The following is a 16512-nucleotide window of genomic DNA, read 5'->3' as shown; positions in this document are numbered from 1 at the left end:
CTTCCGGCGAGCGATCAGCCGGATCGTCCCACGCCCGCTGCGGGCGAGGCTCGGTGAATCTTGATGGCAACCTCTTCGGTCGCGTTCCCCCCCCCCGGAACAAGACCGCGGGACGTGTTCCCCCGCAGGCGGCGTCAGCCGCCTGCGCGTCCTGTCCATCCGATAAGCCAGGGCGCTGCAGGAGAGCATAATGAGGCGCACCTTCAAATGCATATAATCCCTGAACTCCGCATGCTTCCAGTCGGAAAATGTCAGCGGCCGTGCTTGGCGCGCCAGGCGGCGAATTCTTCGAGATTGTGCGGCCGCGTCGCCGGATAGAGACCGATGATCGACTGGCCGGCCAGCACGCGCTCGGTCACGAAGTCCTCATAAGCGGTCATTTCCACGGCCTCCTCGGCAATCTCGTCGGCCAGTTCCGCCGGAATGACGATCACCGCTTCGTCGTCGCCGACCATGATATCGCCGGGCCAGACCGCCACGTCACCGCAACCGATCGGCACGTTGATGTCGAGCGCCTGGTGCAGCGTCAGGTTCGTCGGCGCCGAGGGGCGGTTGTGATAGGCCGGGATCGCCAATCTCGCTATTTCGGGGCTGTCGCGGAAACCGCCATCGGTGACGACACCCGCCACGCCGCGCACCATCAGCCGCGTGACGAGGATCGAGCCGGCGGAGGCGGCGCGTGGATTCTTGCGGCTGTCCATCACCAGGACGGCGCCGGGGGGGCAGCTTTCCACGCAGGCGCGCTGCGGGTGTTCGGGATTGCGGAAAACCTCGAGCTTGTTCAGGTCCTCGCGCGCCGGAATGTAGCGCAGCGTATAGGCCGGGCCGACCATATTGCGGCCTTTGCCGGCGACCGGCTGCACATCCTGGATCGTCTGGTTGCGCAGGCCGCGCTTGAAGAGCGCAGTGCTGATGGTGGCGACGCTCACCCGCATGAGTTTTTCGCGCGTGCTGTCTGAAAGTGTGATCATGCATGTCCTCCTAGAAAATGTCCGGTTCTCCGGCTGCCGCTCCGAATTCGGGCAGCAGATAATCGAAATCGCAACCCTTGTCGGCCTGGCTGACATGCGAGGCGTACATCCAGCCGTAGCCGCGGCCGAAACGATCCGCCGGCTGCATCCAGGCGGCGCGGCGCCGGACCAGCTCCGCCTCGTCGACCAGCATATCCAGCCGGCGGTTGGGGATGTCGATCCTGATGATGTCGCCGTTCCGCAACAAAGCGAGCGGGCCGCCGACATGGGCTTCGGGCGCCACGTGCAGCACGCAGGCGCCATAGCTGGTGCCGCTCATGCGCGCATCCGACAGCCGCAGCATGTCGCGATATCCTTGCTTCAGCAGCGCCTTGGGCATCGGCAGCATGCCCCATTCCGGCATGCCGGGGCCGCCGAGCGGTCCGGCATTGCGCAACACCATCACATGATCCGGCGTCACATCGAGCGTCTCGTCCTCCACCGCCGCCTTCATGTCGGGGTAACTGTCGAAGACCAGGGCCGGGCCTTGGTGGACATGGAAGCGCGGGTCGCAGGCGACGGGTTTGATCACCGCGCCGTCGGGCGCCAGATTGCCCTTGAGTACGGCAAGCGAGCCCTCCGGATAGATCGGATTGGAAAGCGGGCGGATCACATCGTCATTATAGATCTTTGCATCGGCCAGAGCCGCGCCCAGCGTTTCCCCCGAAACCGTCAATGCGTCGAGATCGAGCCGCTCGCGGATCTGCGACATCAGCGCCAGAAGACCGCCGGCATAGTAGAAATCCTCCATCAGATAGGTCTTTCCGGACGGACGGACATTGGCGACTACCGGAGTGACGCGGCCAAGCGCGTCGAGATCGTCGAGCGTCAGCGCGACCCCGCCCCTGCGCGCCATGGCCAGGAGATGGATGACGGCATTGGTCGAACAGCCGGTCGCCATGGCGACCGTCGCCGCATTGCGAATGGCCGCCGGAGTGACGATTCGGTCCGGCGTCAGATCTTCCCAGACCATCTCGACGATCCGCCGGCCTGAATGAGCCGACATGCGAATATGATTGGCATCAGCCGCGGGAATCGAAGAGACCCCCGTCAGCGTCAGCCCCATCGCATCGGCAATTGCCGTCATCGTCGAAGCGGTGCCCATCGTCATGCAATGGCCGTAGGAGCGCGCAATGCCGGCTTCAATGCCGGCCCATTGCTTGTCCGATATCGTTCCGGCGCGCCGCTCTTCCCAGTATTTCCAGGCATCCGAGCCGGAACCGAGCTGCTGGCCCGCATAGTTGCCCCGCAGCATCGGCCCCGCCGGCAGGTAGATCATCGGCACGCCGGCGCTGAGCGCGCCCATGATGAGGCCAGGTGTGGTCTTGTCGCATCCTCCCATCAACACCACGCCATCGATGGGGTGGGCGCGGATCTGCTCTTCGGTCTCCATCGCCAGAAGGTTGCGGTAGAGCATGGTCGTGGGCTTCATGAAGTTTTCCGACAGCGCCAGCGCCGGCATCTCCACCGGAAAGCCGCCCGCCTGTAGCACGCCGCGCTTCACGTCTTCGACGCGATGCTTGAAATGGGCGTGGCAGGGATTGAGGTCCGACCAGGTGGACAGGATGCCGATCAGCGGCTTGCCGCCCCAGTCACCGGCGTCATAACCCATCTGCATCAGGCGCGAGCGATGGCCGAAGCCGCGCAGGTCTTCGGATACGAACCAGCGCGCCGACCGCAATTCCCCCGGCGCCTTACTGATTTTCAAGGACATGCCCACATGCCTCCGTCTTCGTAAAGTCTGTGACCATTGATGTACCTCGAAGCCTCCGAGGCCAGAAAGATACAGGCGCCTGTCAATTCCTCAAGCCTGCCCCGGCGGCCTGGATGCGCTGGCCGGCAAGATCGAATATGCGCAATTCCTACATGACGCCAGCGATGTCACCTGGCTGCGCCCGGCCGCCGATACCTTATGAGCAAATACCAGTTCCCGGTCGCCGAGGATGAACTGACCTTCATCCTGCGGTGCGCCGACCTAAGCTCGTGGTCCCGGTCGTAGAGGTCAAGCTCAAGTCCGGAAGCGCTGCCGGCGTTCAAAATTGAGGTGCAGTTGCCTGAGCGGGCGGACGGCGCCCGCTCAGGAGAACGGCTCGGTCGGTCCGGCCGCCGGATCGGTGAACCAGCGCGGACCGTCCGCGGTCATGCAGATATGGTCCTCCAGCCGGATCCCGAATTTATCGGGGAAGACGATCATCGGTTCGTTGGAAAAACACATGCCGGCGGCAAGCGGCGTGTCGTTGCCGCGAACGATGTAAGGCTCTTCATGGATCTCGAGCCCAAGGCCATGTCCGGCGCGATGCGGCAAGCCCGGCAGGCGGTAGTCGGGGCCGAGCGAATGTTTGGCGAGCACCTTGCGGGCCGCATCGTCGAGGCTCGAGCAGGCGGCGCCGATCCGGGCAGCATCGAAGACGGCCTGCTGCGCCTCGCGTTCGATCCACCAGGCGCGTTCGAAGTCGCCGTTACCGCCGCCGAGCATATAGGTCCTGGTAATATCGGAATGGTAGCCGTCGATCCGGCAGCCCGTGTCGACGAGAACGACCTCGTCGTCGCCCAGGATCTGATCGCCGTCGGCGCCATGAGGAAGCGAAGTCGCCGCACCGAAGGAAACGATTGCGAATGTCGAGCCGTCGTCGGCGCCCGCCTGGCGATGCTGCCGATCGATGAAATCGACCACCTCGGATGAGGTGATGCCCGGCTTCAACAGCGCGTGCACCTGTCTGTGGACGTCGAGCGTCAGGTTCATCGCATGTTGAATGAGCGCGATCTCGGCCGCCGACTTGATGCGGCGCGGGCCATGGATCAGCCGCCCGCCGTCGGCGAGCCTGTCGGCGCCCATCGCCGCTGCCAAGGCGTGATAGAAGAACAGCGGCAAACCATCGTCGAGGGCGAGCGTGCCGCCCTGGCCGACAAGCCGGGCGATGAGCGCTGCACTGCTTTCCTCCTCTTCCCAGACCAGGATTTCCCCCGGCAGATGCGGCAGCGTTTCGACGCGGCTGCGCTCGAAACCCGGAACGATGTAGGAAACGGCCGTGGGTGTGATCAGCGCGCCGAGGAACCTTTCGCTCGGATGCCAGACGAGCCCGGTGAAATAACGCAGGCTTTCGGTCGGGCCGAGAAGCAGGCCGGCAAGCCCTTCGGCTTCAATCGCTTCGCGAAGCCTGGAAAGGCGGATCTGACGCTCGTCTTCAGTGATCCGGGGTACGGGGTGCTGCCATGACATGTCGTTTTCCTGTTCTTACCGTTTATGCCTGGTCCAGCGTAGCGCTTCACGACAGACCGATCGCCACCGGCCGATCGAGGTTGCGGGCGAGATAATCCTGAATCTGCCGGACGATCTGGCCGGCGTGGGCAATCGCCAGCCGATCGGCGCGTTCGGCGTTTCCGGCGTCGATGGCGGCGATGATTTCCTCATGCTCGTCGACGTATTGGCGGGGCAGCCGGTCGTCGAAGGTCGAATAATACAAGCGAAGGATGCGCCGGCCTTCGTCGAGCAGTTTGGCGAAGAAGGCCGTGTAATAGGCGTTGCCGGCAAGCTCGGCGATCGCCACGTGGAATTCGCGGTTCGCCTCGATCATCGCATAGGCGTCGCGCGCGGCAACCGCGCCGGCGAAGTCCTTCTGGTGGCGGCGGATGGTCTCCATGATCGCGTCGTTCCGCCGACCGGCGGCCCCGCGCGTCGTCACCCGGTACATCAGCGTCAGCGCTTCGAAATAGGTAGGCAGGTTGGCGAAATCGATCGGCGCAACGATCGTGTTCCGGTTCGGCAGGGTCGTGACCAGCCCATCGGCGGCAAGCCGTAACAGCGCCTCGCGGATGGGTGTCCTCGACATGCCGAAACGCTCCGACAGCCGCACCTCGTCGAGCGGACTGGCTGGCTCCAGCGCCATCGACAGGATCTCCCGGCGCAGCGCGGCATAGATGCTCTGCGTGCCGGAACCGCGCACCCGCACATTTTCCGCGTCGTTCTGCATGCGTCCCTCCCCTTGATGAGAGCCTTGTAGTGCGTTTTGGCCGATTTCGGCAACGCCCCACGAATTTACAAATAACCGCGATTGAGTCTTGTCGACAGTTTGTATATAACGAACCGACTTTAACGGAGTTTCGATAGATGACAACAGGATGGAAGGGCGTATTTCCCGCCGTAACGACGCAGTTCAACGAAGATCTTTCCGTGGATCTTTCCGCAACCCAGCGTGTTCAGGACGCGCTCGTCAACGACGGCGTCAACGGCCTGATCGTCATGGGCACATGCGGTGAGAACAACTCGCTCGATCCCGATGAGAAGCGCACGATCCTCAAAGCCGCCGTCGAGGTCGTCAACGGCCGCGTTCCTGTCGTGACGGGCGTCTCCGAATTCGACACGCGCCGCGCCGTCGCCTATGCCCGCGACGCCGAAAAACTCGGCGCCGACGGGCTGATGCTGCTGCCGGCCATGGTCTATGTCCCGAAGCCGGAGGAGCTGATCGCGCATTTCCGCACCGTCGCCGAGGCGACCTCGCTGCCGATCATGCTCTACAACAATCCGCCCGCCTACCGCGTCAACATCGGCGTCGACGTGCTGAAGGTGCTTGCCGACGTGCCGAACATCAAAGCGGTCAAGGAAAGCGCCCCGGATCCACGCCGCTTCACCGATCTCATCAATGCCTTCGGCGATCGTTTCGATATCTTTGCCGGCCTCGATGACGTCGCGCTTGAGGGCCTGATGCTCGGCGCCAAGGGTTGGGTCTCCGGCCTGACCAGCGCCTTCCCTGAGGAGTCCGTGCAGCTCGTTGCAGCGGCCGAACGCGGCGACTGGGAAGAGGCCCGCAGGATCTACCGCTGGTTCATGCCGCTGCTGCATCTCGATGCCGAGCATGACCTCGTGCAGTCGATCAAGCTCGCCGAGCAGATCATGGGCCGCGGCTCCGAGCGCGTCCGCATGCCGCGCCTGCCGCTTTCGGGTGCACGGCGCACCGAAGTCACCGCCATGGTCGAGAAGGCTGCTGCGACGCGCCCCTCGAAACTCGGCAAGGCAGCCTGAGATCACGAGGCCGGCGAGCGCGCAGCCGCAGCCGGCCTTACCATCTCTGGCGCTATGTGCCTGGAGCGTTAACGGAGCGAGTCAGGCTGTTGCGGCTGACCAGCGACGGTATCTGGAAAATGTGCTCGGCGCCGGTGCGGCCCTCTATTCTGGAAATCAACGTTCGGGTGGCGACCTGGCCGAGTTCCCTGCCCGACTGATCGATGCTTGCGAGATTGACGAGGCCGAGCGCTGCGGTCGACGAATTGTCATATCCGACGACGGCAAGATCCTCGGGCACGCGCACACCCGTTTCCATCGCCAGGCTCAGAAGGGTGATGGCGTCGAGGTCGCTCCAGCAGAACACCGCGCGCGGCCTGTTCTTTCTCGATAGGAACTTTCGCATCGTTTCCTCCCGCTTTGGCGGGGCGATCGGAATTTTGGTGATCGGCGCAGACGATCCCAGTCCGGCGCGCTGTATCGCCCGGCGAAAGCCGATCTCACGCTGGCGCACGACGGAGACCTGGTGCCCTTCACGCTCGCCGAGGCTCAGCATCTCGATGTCGCGATAGCCGCAGGCAAGCAGCGCTTCGACTGCGATTTCCGCCCCGCGCTGGTCGTCGGCATTGACCGTATCGAAGGCCGTGGCGCCGGCATCGTGATAACCGACCGCAACGATCGGTATCTGAGCCGCAAACTTTGCGATGATGTCCGAGGGCAGGCGCGGCGCAACCAGGATCAGGCCGTCCATCTTGTAATCGATCATCGACTCGATCAACGAAGTCTCCAGCTGCACGCGCGCGTCGCTGACGCCGATCATCGCCTGGTAGTGCGAAGGCGCGAGCACGCCGTTGACGCCGGCAATCACCTCCGGAAGGAAGGGGTTGCGGATGTCGATCAAAAGCACGCCGATGGTGAAACTCCGGCCGCGCAACCCGCGCGCCGCCCGTGAGGGGCGATATCCGAGAACTTCGATAGCCTCGATCACCTTTGCCCGTAATGCTTCACTAACGCCATAAGCGTTTCGCATCACCTTGGAAACTGCGGCGACCGACACGCCCGCATGCGCTGCCACTGTCCGGATCGTCACGCGATCATTTCGTTGCAGTCTTTTTTGCTCTTCGATCGACATGAAATCTCTGGACTACTCTGCGGGCCGTCACAATCGCTCGCAGAACCACCATGGCAGACTGGCGACGAAATTTCTATTGCGCTTCCGAAAAAAATGTAGAACGTTATATGGAGAACGTTCTACAACTCTCCGGGAGGACTTGATGAACTTTCAGCCGGCAGCCATCGACGGCAATCTCGTTTCGCGCGCCTGGGCCGGAGAGATGATCGCACCACTATCGGACCGCGGCCAGGGAACGGCCGCAAGCTTCGTCTCCAAGACCTTTGATCATGACGGCACCGGCCTTCCGATAGAACTCTTCATCTCGGCGCTCGGCCTCTATCGCTGCTTCATCAACGGCGCCCGCGTCGGGAACGATGTGCTGACGCCCGGCTGGACAAATTACGACGCCCGCATTGCCTATCAGCGATACGACATCTCGAGATTGCTGAAGTCAGGCTTCAACAGGATAGAAATCTGGCTCGCCGACGGATGGTACCGCTCGCCGATCATGTGGGGCGCCCAGGCTATTCCCAATTGCTGGGGCGACAGGATCGGGGCCATTGCGGATCTGGTCGGCCCCAGCGGCACCCTTCTTTCTACCGACACGACATGGCAAAGCGGCCTTCTGCCGATCCAGAAGTCGGGGATTTATTTCGGCGAGATTTATGACGCACGCCTGGAAAACGTCGCCGAAACCCACGGGACCGCGCGATTGCCGTTCGACACGGGGCTGCTCGTCGCGCATGAGACTGCGGCGGTGCGGGAGCTGCAGCCGCTCGCCCCTATCGAAAGCTGGACCGATCACGAAGGCAGAACGATCTATGATTTCGGCCAGAATGTCGGCGGTTACGTCAGATATGCGGTCCGTGGCGTCGGCGGCACCGAAGTGCGGGTCGAGCACTCGGAAGTCCTTGGGCCGGAACGCCATTTCGACAATCGCAACTATCGCGCGGCGGCCGCGCATACCCTCTATACGCTCAGCGGAGATGGCGACGAGACCTATGCGCCCCATTTCACCTTCCACGGCTTCCGTTATGCCAGGGTGACGATCAAAGGCGAAGCGGAGATTCTTGCGATCCAGTCGATCCCGATCTCCTCGGCGCCGGAACCGGCCGGCGGCTTCACCTCGGGCAATCCTCTCGTCAATCGACTGGTTGAGAATACCATCTGGTCGCAGCGCGCCAATTTCATCGAAGTGCCCACGGATTGCCCGCAGCGCGACGAACGGCTTGGCTGGACGGGTGATGCCCAAGTCTTTGCCGCGACGGCCTGCTGGCTGAGCGACAGCCAGTCCTTCCTCAGGAAATATCTGCGGGATGTGATGGCCGACCAGCGCGAAGACGGCGCCGTTTCGCATTTCTCGCCTGACCCGACGCGTCTGCACCCGGGCAATTTCCCGGGCTATGCCGGCTCGACCGGCTGGGGTGACGCGATTGTCGTGATCCCCTGGGTCCTCTACACCCATTACGGCGACCGGTCGGTTCTTTCGGAGTGCCTGGGCTCGATGGTGCGCTGGGTCGATTTCGTCTGGTCCATCTCGGATGGCCCGATCGTCCGTCCGCCCTCGCATTGGGGCGCCCGCGGCTTCACCTTCGGCGACTGGCTGCAGCCGGTCGGCGATAACAGAAAGCCGCGCCCGACAATTGCAGACGATTGTGCAGCCACCCTCTACCACTTCATCTCGACGGATCTTCTGGCGAAGATCGCAGGCGTGCTCGGCGAGCAAATGCTTGAAGAACAGATGAAAGGCCGCGCCGACAATATCCGGATGGCCTTTGCTAATGAGTTCATCACGCCGGCAGGGCGGCTCGCCCATAATGACCAGACATCCTACGCACTCGCTTTCCTCTACGATCTGATACCGGCGGTGCATGAGGAAACCGCTCGGAAGCATTTCCGGAAGGTGATCGTCGACGCCGACTACAAGATCGGCACCGGTTTCATCGGCACGCCCGCCCTTTTGCCGGCCCTGACGAAGCTCGGAATGGACGATCTCGCTGAAAAGGTCTTCCTGCAGGACGACGTGCCGGGCTGGCTTTACCAGGTGTCGAAGGGAGCGACGACGATCTGGGAGCGGTGGGATTCCATGGCGCCCGACGGCACCATCTACGAACCCGACATGAACAGCTATAACCACTATGCCTATGGCGCGGTCTGCCAATGGCTGTTCGAATGTGTTGCCGGCATTTCGCCGAGCCCGGCCGCACCCGGCTTTGCCGAAGTGATCGTCGACCCGGCACCGATCCGGTCGCTTTCGTCGGTTTCGGCCTATCACGATATCAGCCAAGGGCGCATCGAGGCCGGCTGGCACTGCACCGGCAGCGAGGTCACCTATGTGCTGACGCTTCCGGAGGGTTGCGTCGGCCGCTTCCGGCCCGGCCGGCGGCACCGGAATGCGTCACTCAATGGCGAGCCTGTCATTGAGGAGGCGGTTCTCCCCCCGGGTACGCACCAGCTGGTCTTTTCCCTACCCGATTACTGAGGAGCATATAGGTCACACCGTTCAGAGGAGGAACGTCATGACACATCGGATAAAGCTCATTCTTGCCGGCGCATCCGCGCTTCTGGCCTTGGCTGCGGCCAGCCCGTCGCATGCGGAAACCACGCTGTCTTTCCTGATCGACAACAACCCCGACACGGTCGCGGCAGCCGAAGCACTGGTTGCCGCCTACCAGGCCAAAGCGCCCGACGTGACGATCGAAATCGAGCCGCGGGCAGGCGGCGGCGAGGGTGACAACATCATCAAGACGCGCCTGGCGACGGGGGAGATGTCCGATGTGTTCCTCTATAATTCCGGATCCCTCTTACAGGCGCTGAAGCCGGCGCAGACACTTGTCGATCTGAGCGGTCTCGCCTCACAGGCGAAGGTGGTTGAAGGCTTCAAATCGGTCGTCCGTGCCGATGGCAAGCTCTACGGCGTTCCCTTCGGCACGGCGATGGCGGGTGGCATCCTCTACAACAGGAAGGTCTATCAGGACCTCGGCCTCACCGTTCCGAAGACATGGGCGGATTTCATGGCCAACAATGCCAAGGTCAAGGCTTCGGGCAAGGTCGCCGTGGCCCAGACCTATCGCGATACCTGGACCTCGCAGCTGTTCGTTCTGGCCGACTATTACAATCTGCATGCCGCCGTGCCGAACTTCGCCGGCGACTATACCGCCAACAAGGCGAAATATGCGGAGACGCCCGCCGCCACAAAAGGCTTCGAACGGCTGAAGGATGTTCACGACGCCGGCCTGATGAACGAGGATTTCGGCGCGGCAAGCTATGACGATGGCCTCAGAATGGTGGCGACGGGCGAAGCGGCGCATTATCCGATGCTGAGCTTCGCCATCGGCGCCATCAAGCAGAATTATCCCGAAAATCTTGCAGATGTCGGTTTCTTCGCGCAGCCGAGCGACGATGCGGCGACGAATGGTCTGACCGTATGGATGCCGCCCGCCCTCTATATTCCCCTGACCAGCCAGCACACAGAGGAAGCGAAGAAATTCGTGGATTTCGCCGGAAGTGTCGAAGGCTGCAAGATCATGGTGGAAACCAACACCGTGCAGGGGCCTCCGCTGATCAACGGCTGCGATCTGCCTGCCAACGTACCGCCTGCCGTAAAGGACATGCTCCCCTATTTCGACGCCAAGGAAAAGACGACCCCCGCATTGGAATTCGTATCGCCGGTGAAGGGCCCGGCTCTCGAGCAGATCACCGTCGAAGTCGGTTCCGGCATTCGCCAGCCGGCCGAGGCAGCGAAGCTCTATGACGAGGATGTGCGCAAACAGGCCAAGCAGCTCGGCCTGCCCAACTGGTAGCGGTCACTCGGGCCAGCTAACCTCGCTCCTGACGGGGCGAGGTTTCCCCGATCGAAGAGGTAGTCATGACCGAGACACCCCCGCACTCGCGCAAATCGCCCTACCCGCTGTGGTTTTTCATTCCCGCCGCCATCATCTACGGCGTGCTGTTCCTTTTTCCGACCATATCGTCTCTCTGGTACAGCCTGACGCGCTGGGATCTCTCGACGGCCCAATTCATCGGGCTCGAAAATTTCCAGCAGTTCTTTTCCGAGCCGTTCTTGGTCAAGGGGCTGGTCAACACCCTGCTCTATGCCGTGACGACATCTGGCCTGAAAACGGTCTGCGGCCTGCTGCTCGCCGTGCTGCTCACCAGCAATATCTTCGCCCGCGGCTTCCTGCGCACGCTGGTCTTCTTTCCCGTGTTGGTCTCGACCATCGGCATCGGCATCACCTTCACGGTGATGATGCATCCGACCAAGGGCATCATCAATGTTACACTCGAGACGCTCGGCATTCCTGGGCCGGGATGGCTGACCAATCCGGCGCTCGCGCTTTTTTCGGTGGCCCTCGTCGACGTCTGGAAGGGCGTCGGCCTCGCCACCCTGATTTTCATCGCTGGTCTTGCTGCGATCAGCCCCGATTATTACGAGGCGGCGAGGATCGATGGCGCCACGCGGCTCCAGCAATTCTTTCGGATCACCCTACCGCTCGTGCGTCCCGCCACCGTCATCGTGGTGACCTTGTCGCTGATCGGCGGGCTTCGTTCCTTCGATCTCATATGGGCCATGACCCGCGGTGGACCCGGTTTCTCCTCCGATGTGATCGCCTCGGTTATCTACAAGCAGTACCAGGCTGGTTTCTATGGACTGTCGACGGCTGGAAACGTCATCCTGTTCGCGCTGATCGCCGTGATCATCCTGCCCTTCACCCTATGGTTCAACCGGCGCGAGGTCGAGGAATGAGAAGCGTCCGCCCCTATCTGACGGGTGCGATAGCCCTTGCCGTCGCGGCCGTCATCTTCGTTATGCCTTTCGTTTTCGTCGCCCTGCAGGCGGTCAAATCCAAATCCGAGGCCTCCCGGCTCGATTTCGAACTTCCTGAGCATTGGCTGTTCCGGGACAATCTCGTCGCCGTCTTCAAGGCGCGCGACTATCAGCTCGTGCTCGCCTATTTCAATTCGACGCTGATCACGGTCGTTTCCGTCACGATCCTGATCCTGCTGTCGGCGATGGTCGGATATGTGATGCAGCGCCGCAAGACGGCGTGGAACCGCGTGGCTTTCGCTGCGCTGTTCATGGGCCTGATGATGCCGCCGGCCGTTGTTCCCACCATCGGCCTTCTGCAGGACATCGGCCTCTTCAAGACCATGACGGGAATGATCCTGATCCAGGTTGCCTATAATCTCTCCTTTTCGGTCCTGCTCTATCGGTCGTTCATTTCGACCATCCCGCGCGATCTCGACGAGGCGGCGCTGATCGACGGCGCCAAGCCTCGGCAGATCTTCTTCAGGGTGGTCCTGCCGCTGCTGAAGCCGGTGACCGTGACCAATATCGTCGTCCAGTCGATCGCGATCTTCAACGATTTCACCAATCCGCTCTATTACCTGCCGGGCAAGGAGAACGTGACGGTGCAGCTGACGCTCTATAATTTCCAGAGCATGTATTCGAGCCAGTATAATCTGCTCTTCATGAACATCCTCCTCGTGACGATCCCGCCGCTGATCGTCTTCATCTTCTTCAACCGCCAGATCGTCGCAGGCATGACGGCAGGCGGGGTCAAGGGATAGCAGAATGGCTGAGCTCACTCTCAAACAGGTTCGCAAGAGCTTTGGCGCCCTTGAGGTCATCAAGGGCGTCGATCTGGAGGTTGCCTCCGGCGAGTTCGTCGTTTTCGTCGGCCCGTCGGGATGCGGGAAGTCGACGCTGCTGCGCATCATCGCCGGCCTGGAAGAGACGACCTCGGGCAGGCTGACCATCGGCGGCAAGGACGTGACCTATGCGGAACCTTCCGAGCGAGGCATCGCCATGGTGTTCCAGAGCTATGCGCTCTACCCGCATATGACGGTTGCCGAGAATATCGGCTTCGGACTTTCGCTCGCCCGCCGCCCTAAGGCTGAAATCGCCGAGAAGGTTGCGGCGGCGGCCGAAACGCTGCAGCTCACCCATCTCTTGCAGAGAAAGCCGAAAGCGCTTTCCGGCGGCCAGAGGCAGCGTGTCGCCATCGGCCGGGCCATCGTGCGCGATCCCAAGGTTTTCCTCTTCGACGAGCCGCTCTCCAATCTCGATGCTTCCCTGCGGGCACAGATGCGCCTGGAGATCTCGGAACTCCACGCCCGTCTGAAGTCGACGATGATCTATGTCACCCATGACCAGGTCGAGGCCATGACGATGGCCGACAAGATCGTCGTCCTCAACGGTGGCGCGGTCGAGCAGATCGGCAGCCCAATGGAGCTCTACCGCAATCCCGCGACACCCTTCGTCGCCGGCTTCATCGGCAGCCCGAAAATGAACCTCTATGGCGGCGAGACGGCACGGCGAATGAATTGCGCGACCTACGGCATCCGCCCGGAACATGTCAGGCTTTCGGAAGGCACCGGCCAGTGGCACGGCAGAATCCGCCATGTGGAACGGCTCGGCGCCGACGCGATCCTTTATCTCGACGTCCCCGAACTCGGTGAAATGATCGTGCGCGCCGAAGGCGAAACGCCTTTCGGGCCTGGCATGACGGTCTGGGCAAACCCGCTGGAGGGAGCGGAACACCGGTTCTGAGTCCGGGTTAAAGCGCACATCGAGGATCAATCCTACCGACCGAAGATTCCGCGCCCTCACGGCAGTTTGTTTGAGAGAGCCGCCAGATCCTCTTTGAGCCGGACCGGCAGATTCATCCGTTCGTGAAGAATGCTCATGACACCAAGATCGCCGTTCTTAAGCTCGCGAAAGAACACGTAATGTTGTTCATAACGACCGAAATAGGCCAACCGCTTGATGTCTGTCGGAACTGCCAGACGTTGCGGAAGCTGTCGCCAGATCGACCGATCCTCGCACAAACGCTGCAAATAGGCGTGCAGCCCGAAAATGTAGGCATCCGCCTGCTTCTCTCCCCACGCCTCAATCGTGTCGCGCCAAATCTTGTCCTGCGCGTCGTCAGGGCGCGGATAAAATCGATAGGCTGCCATCAGGCTTATTGACGCTTGTTGCGGCGGATGACGTCTTCGGCCGAAACCGCGATGAATTCGCTGTCGTCAGCCCGCATGCCCGGCGCAAGCTCTCTTTGCAGCATGTCCCAGGCCTCATTACGGGACTGCAAGTCGCGGCGAATGAGCGCACGAATATACTCGCTGGCGTTTTCATAAAGGCCGTCATCGCCGATCTGCTGCTGGATATGATCCTGCAACTGCCCACTGACCTTCACATGAATGCTACCCGATGCCATCGGCATACCCTTCGTTTTGTCTATGATGGGTAGCGTGGCACATATTGTCAATATTCATCACGCACGCCTTCGTAGCTTTAATAACTGGTCGGGTTCAGCAGCGCTAAGGTCGAGCAGTAACCCTCACGTCGGGGCCGGATGCTTGACGGAAGACCGTTAGTTGCAAGCCCGTGACACTCGTTAACAACCATCCGGAGGGATGCCGGGCAACTTGCCTTTGTATCATTTAGTCTTTAAGGACGCCCCAATTTCGAAGGCGTAGAGGCTGAACCAGCATGTCACACAACCAGACCATACCCTCGGACCTCGCCGTGACGGCCGGCGATCTCGATCGCTATTTTACATTTCTCCGCCATGTTCTCGTGAATGCAGCCGCGTCGCGGCGGGGTGACGAAAGCCTCGATTATGCAACTGCGATGAGTGAGGCCATGCGGCTGGCCCGTGCTACCCATGATGCCGGCCGGAAGATCATCTTCATCGGTAACGGCGGCAGCGCCGCGATTGCCAGCCATATGGCGACGGACTATTCCAAAAATGGCGGACTCCGCGCCATGGCAATGAACGATGGCGCGACGCTGACATGCCTCTCGAACGACCTCGGCTATGAGAACGTATTCGCAAAGCAGATCGAAATGCATGCGAATGAAGGGGATCTGCTGGTCGCGATCAGCAGTTCAGGCAGATCGGAAAGCATCACCAAGGCCGTCCGCACCGCCCGCGAAAAAGGCGGCGCCGTTATCACCCTGAGCGGCTTCGCTCCAGGCAACCCGTTGCGTGCGCTCGGCGATTTGAACTTCTACGTCGCCTCCGATCAATATGGCTATGTGGAGATTGCCCATCTGGCGATCTGCCACGCCATATTGGATTTTTCCTGCGGCCTCGTCCCGCCCAGCCTTTCCTAAGAGCCTTATCACGCCCATGAATTTCCCCCACATCCACGATCCGGAACTGTCGCTCCTTACGCCGGACGACGACGTCACCGACCCGGAAGTCACCATTCTCGTCCCCTCGCTCAACGAGGAATTGACGATCGGAACCTTCGTCGACTGGTGCCGTCAAGGCATCGCGGCAAGTGGTGCGGCGGTCGAAATCCTGATCGTCGACAGTTCGACCGATCGCACGCCGGAAATCGCACGTGAGCGGGGCGCGCGCGTGTTGCGGACGCCGAAGCGCGGCTTGGGCAGAGCTTACATCGATGCCATTCCCTTCGTCCGCGGCAAGTTCATCATCATGGGCGATGCGGACTGCACCTATGATTTTCGCCAGATAGCGCCCTTCATCGAGGCATTCCGGAAGGGATCCGAATTTGTCATGGGCTCGCGGTTCAAAGGCTCGATCGAGGACAATGCGATGCCGCTGCTGCATCGCTATTTCGGAACGCCGCTGACGACGTGGATTCTCAATCGGATGTTCGGCAGCCGCTTTTCCGACATCCATTGCGGCATGCGGGGCATCAGTGTCGATGCGCTGCTTCGTATGGATCTCCGCTCGCAAGGGTGGGAATACGCCTCGGAAATGGTGCTGAAATCAGTCCATATGGAGCTTGCGACGACCGAGGTGCCGATTCACTTCCTGAAGGATCCGGAAGGACGGCTGAGTCACATGAAGCGCCGAGGCTGGATGGAGCCCTGGCGCGCCGGCTGGCGCAATCTGCAAGCGATGTTTGTCTACGGGTTCGATTTCTTTTTGATCTGGCCGGGCTTCCTGCTGCTGGCCCTCGGCTTGATCACCATGTTGCCGCTGCTCGCGGGACCTATGTCGATAGCAGGCGTGCGGTTCTCCTCGAATGCCATGCTGTTTGCGATGGCTCTGGCCGTCCTTGGTCAATCAATGCTGATTTCGGCAGCGATCGGTCGGGTGATCTTTGACTATTCGGGACATGTGCAGCCTCGCCTCGAGCGGCGCCTTCCCTACAATGCAACGGTATGGGGATCGGTTATCGCCGTTCTGGCAGGCGTCTTGCTGGCGGTTCCGCTCTTCGATTCCTATGTCGGGAACGGCTACGTGCTGCCCGAGATCGGCATCGAGACCAACTGGGCCGTCTTCGGGCTGTGGCTTATCATCACGGCGTTCCAGATCTTTATATCAGGGCTCATGATACGAGCGCTCGGGGTCATGCTGCCCGTCAAGAAGCCTGCGCCGCCTCTCGCGGGATAAGAGCCACGAAAGGGC

General features: G+C 61.4%; 16 protein-coding genes and 1 pseudogene. 9 read left to right on the top strand and 8 right to left on the bottom strand.

Features of this window, described 5'->3' with window-relative positions; translation table 11 throughout:
- Positions 1 to 251: 251 nt before the first annotated feature.
- Genes HJB91_RS19525 through HJB91_RS19515 form a run of 3 tightly spaced genes read right to left on the bottom strand, consistent with a single transcriptional unit; the run spans position 252 to position 2810 of the window.
- On the bottom strand, positions 252 to 971 hold the full coding sequence (locus HJB91_RS19525) for a ribonuclease activity regulator RraA (protein WP_221155745.1): 720 nt from the start codon (positions 969 to 971) through the stop codon (positions 252 to 254).
- Positions 972 to 981: 10 nt separating this feature from the next.
- The gene (gene araD, locus HJB91_RS19520; protein ID WP_221155744.1) at positions 982 to 2724 is read right to left on the bottom strand and encodes an L-arabinonate dehydratase; all 1743 of its coding nucleotides are present in this window, start codon (positions 2722 to 2724) and stop codon (positions 982 to 984) included.
- Positions 2715 to 2810, bottom strand: a complete 96-nt coding sequence (locus HJB91_RS19515) for a hypothetical protein (protein ID WP_405047672.1) — start codon at positions 2808 to 2810, stop codon at positions 2715 to 2717. The genes araD and HJB91_RS19515 overlap by 10 nt, the downstream gene beginning before the upstream one ends.
- 26 nt (positions 2811 to 2836) lie before the next feature.
- On the opposite strand from HJB91_RS19515, the pseudogene HJB91_RS30860 reads away from it, so the two are divergent.
- Positions 2837 to 3053 (top strand): annotated as a pseudogene (locus HJB91_RS30860) (alpha-L-fucosidase); the annotation flags it as partial.
- A 34-nt stretch (positions 3054 to 3087) separates the two neighbouring features.
- Here the strand turns inward: HJB91_RS30860 and HJB91_RS19510 are convergent.
- Both HJB91_RS19510 and HJB91_RS19505 read right to left on the bottom strand, forming a co-directional pair.
- Positions 3088 to 4230: a Xaa-Pro peptidase family protein gene (locus HJB91_RS19510; RefSeq protein ID WP_221155743.1), complete on the bottom strand. Its 1143-nt coding sequence runs from the start codon at positions 4228 to 4230 to the stop codon at positions 3088 to 3090.
- Positions 4231 to 4276: 46 nt separating this feature from the next.
- The gene (locus HJB91_RS19505) at positions 4277 to 4981 is read right to left on the bottom strand and encodes a GntR family transcriptional regulator (RefSeq protein WP_221155742.1); all 705 of its coding nucleotides are present in this window, start codon (positions 4979 to 4981) and stop codon (positions 4277 to 4279) included.
- 137 nt (positions 4982 to 5118) lie between these two features.
- Between HJB91_RS19505 and HJB91_RS19500 the strand changes: the two genes are divergently transcribed.
- Positions 5119 to 6030, top strand: a complete 912-nt coding sequence (locus HJB91_RS19500) for a dihydrodipicolinate synthase family protein (RefSeq protein WP_210633261.1) — start codon at positions 5119 to 5121, stop codon at positions 6028 to 6030.
- Between the two features lie 52 nt (positions 6031 to 6082).
- Here the strand turns inward: HJB91_RS19500 and HJB91_RS19495 are convergent, their stop codons facing one another.
- On the bottom strand, positions 6083 to 7141 hold the full coding sequence (locus HJB91_RS19495; RefSeq protein WP_210633260.1) for a LacI family DNA-binding transcriptional regulator: 1059 nt from the start codon (positions 7139 to 7141) through the stop codon (positions 6083 to 6085).
- Between the two features lie 142 nt (positions 7142 to 7283).
- On the opposite strand from HJB91_RS19495, the gene HJB91_RS19490 reads away from it, so the two are divergent.
- From HJB91_RS19490 to HJB91_RS19470, 5 genes are all read left to right on the top strand, one after another.
- Entirely contained in the window at positions 7284 to 9605 is a 2322-nt protein-coding gene (locus HJB91_RS19490) for an alpha-L-rhamnosidase (RefSeq protein ID WP_221155741.1), read from the top strand.
- A 37-nt stretch (positions 9606 to 9642) separates the two neighbouring features.
- Entirely contained in the window at positions 9643 to 10926 is a 1284-nt protein-coding gene (locus tag HJB91_RS19485; RefSeq protein WP_221102727.1) for an ABC transporter substrate-binding protein, read from the top strand.
- 65 nt (positions 10927 to 10991) lie between these two features.
- The gene (locus tag HJB91_RS19480; RefSeq protein WP_221147201.1) at positions 10992 to 11870 is read left to right on the top strand and encodes a carbohydrate ABC transporter permease; all 879 of its coding nucleotides are present in this window, start codon (positions 10992 to 10994) and stop codon (positions 11868 to 11870) included.
- Positions 11867 to 12694 carry a carbohydrate ABC transporter permease gene (locus tag HJB91_RS19475; RefSeq protein ID WP_221147202.1) on the top strand — a complete coding sequence of 276 codons (828 nt, stop codon included), beginning with the start codon at positions 11867 to 11869 and terminating at the stop codon, positions 12692 to 12694. Before HJB91_RS19480 ends, HJB91_RS19475 begins: the two co-directional genes overlap by 4 nt.
- 4 nt (positions 12695 to 12698) lie before the next feature.
- The gene (locus HJB91_RS19470; RefSeq protein WP_221155740.1) at positions 12699 to 13676 is read left to right on the top strand and encodes an ABC transporter ATP-binding protein; all 978 of its coding nucleotides are present in this window, start codon (positions 12699 to 12701) and stop codon (positions 13674 to 13676) included.
- A gap of 56 nt (positions 13677 to 13732) precedes the next feature.
- Here the strand turns inward: HJB91_RS19470 and HJB91_RS19465 are convergent, their stop codons facing one another.
- Both HJB91_RS19465 and HJB91_RS19460 read right to left on the bottom strand, forming a co-directional pair.
- A complete protein-coding gene (locus HJB91_RS19465) occupies positions 13733 to 14083 on the bottom strand; it encodes a type II toxin-antitoxin system RelE/ParE family toxin (protein WP_210633253.1) in 351 nt (116 codons plus the stop codon).
- A gap of 5 nt (positions 14084 to 14088) precedes the next feature.
- On the bottom strand, positions 14089 to 14340 hold the full coding sequence (locus HJB91_RS19460) for a type II toxin-antitoxin system ParD family antitoxin (protein WP_221155739.1): 252 nt from the start codon (positions 14338 to 14340) through the stop codon (positions 14089 to 14091).
- Positions 14341 to 14615: 275 nt separating this feature from the next.
- Between HJB91_RS19460 and HJB91_RS19455 the strand changes: the two genes are divergently transcribed.
- A complete protein-coding gene (locus HJB91_RS19455) occupies positions 14616 to 15242 on the top strand; it encodes an SIS domain-containing protein (protein ID WP_210633246.1) in 627 nt (208 codons plus the stop codon).
- A 16-nt stretch (positions 15243 to 15258) separates the two neighbouring features.
- Positions 15259 to 16497, top strand: a complete 1239-nt coding sequence (locus HJB91_RS19450; protein ID WP_210633244.1) for a glycosyltransferase family 2 protein — start codon at positions 15259 to 15261, stop codon at positions 16495 to 16497.
- Positions 16498 to 16512 lie beyond the last annotated feature (15 nt).

The sequence above is a fragment of the Rhizobium sp. NLR10b genome (genome assembly GCF_019685435.1).
Taxonomy (GTDB): Bacteria; Pseudomonadota; Alphaproteobacteria; order Rhizobiales; family Rhizobiaceae; genus Rhizobium.
Note: the sequence above shows the minus strand (reverse complement) of the source record. Positions and strands in the feature narration are given on the sequence as shown.

What these genes read in the sequence shown, in the direction of transcription:
- HJB91_RS19470 (WP_221155740.1), top strand. Translation starts at nt 12,699, where the DNA reads ATGGCTGAGCTCACTCTCAAACAGGTTCGCAAGAGCTTTGGCGCCCTT.
- HJB91_RS19480 (WP_221147201.1), top strand. Translation starts at nt 10,992, where the DNA reads ATGACCGAGACACCCCCGCACTCGCGCAAATCGCCCTACCCGCTGTGG.
- HJB91_RS19455 (WP_210633246.1), top strand. Translation starts at nt 14,616, where the DNA reads ATGTCACACAACCAGACCATACCCTCGGACCTCGCCGTGACGGCCGGC.
- HJB91_RS19490 (WP_221155741.1), top strand. Translation starts at nt 7,284, where the DNA reads ATGAACTTTCAGCCGGCAGCCATCGACGGCAATCTCGTTTCGCGCGCC.
- HJB91_RS19460 (WP_221155739.1), bottom strand. Translation starts at nt 14,340, where the DNA reads ATGGCATCGGGTAGCATTCATGTGAAGGTCAGTGGGCAGTTGCAGGAT.
- HJB91_RS19485 (WP_221102727.1), top strand. Translation starts at nt 9,643, where the DNA reads ATGACACATCGGATAAAGCTCATTCTTGCCGGCGCATCCGCGCTTCTG.
- HJB91_RS19495 (WP_210633260.1), bottom strand. Translation starts at nt 7,141, where the DNA reads ATGTCGATCGAAGAGCAAAAAAGACTGCAACGAAATGATCGCGTGACG.
- araD (WP_221155744.1), bottom strand. Translation starts at nt 2,724, where the DNA reads ATGTCCTTGAAAATCAGTAAGGCGCCGGGGGAATTGCGGTCGGCGCGC.
- HJB91_RS19500 (WP_210633261.1), top strand. Translation starts at nt 5,119, where the DNA reads ATGACAACAGGATGGAAGGGCGTATTTCCCGCCGTAACGACGCAGTTC.
- HJB91_RS19525 (WP_221155745.1), bottom strand. Translation starts at nt 971, where the DNA reads ATGATCACACTTTCAGACAGCACGCGCGAAAAACTCATGCGGGTGAGC.
- HJB91_RS19450 (WP_210633244.1), top strand. Translation starts at nt 15,259, where the DNA reads ATGAATTTCCCCCACATCCACGATCCGGAACTGTCGCTCCTTACGCCG.
- HJB91_RS19505 (WP_221155742.1), bottom strand. Translation starts at nt 4,981, where the DNA reads ATGCAGAACGACGCGGAAAATGTGCGGGTGCGCGGTTCCGGCACGCAG.
- HJB91_RS19465 (WP_210633253.1), bottom strand. Translation starts at nt 14,083, where the DNA reads ATGGCAGCCTATCGATTTTATCCGCGCCCTGACGACGCGCAGGACAAG.
- HJB91_RS19475 (WP_221147202.1), top strand. Translation starts at nt 11,867, where the DNA reads ATGAGAAGCGTCCGCCCCTATCTGACGGGTGCGATAGCCCTTGCCGTC.
- HJB91_RS19510 (WP_221155743.1), bottom strand. Translation starts at nt 4,230, where the DNA reads ATGTCATGGCAGCACCCCGTACCCCGGATCACTGAAGACGAGCGTCAG.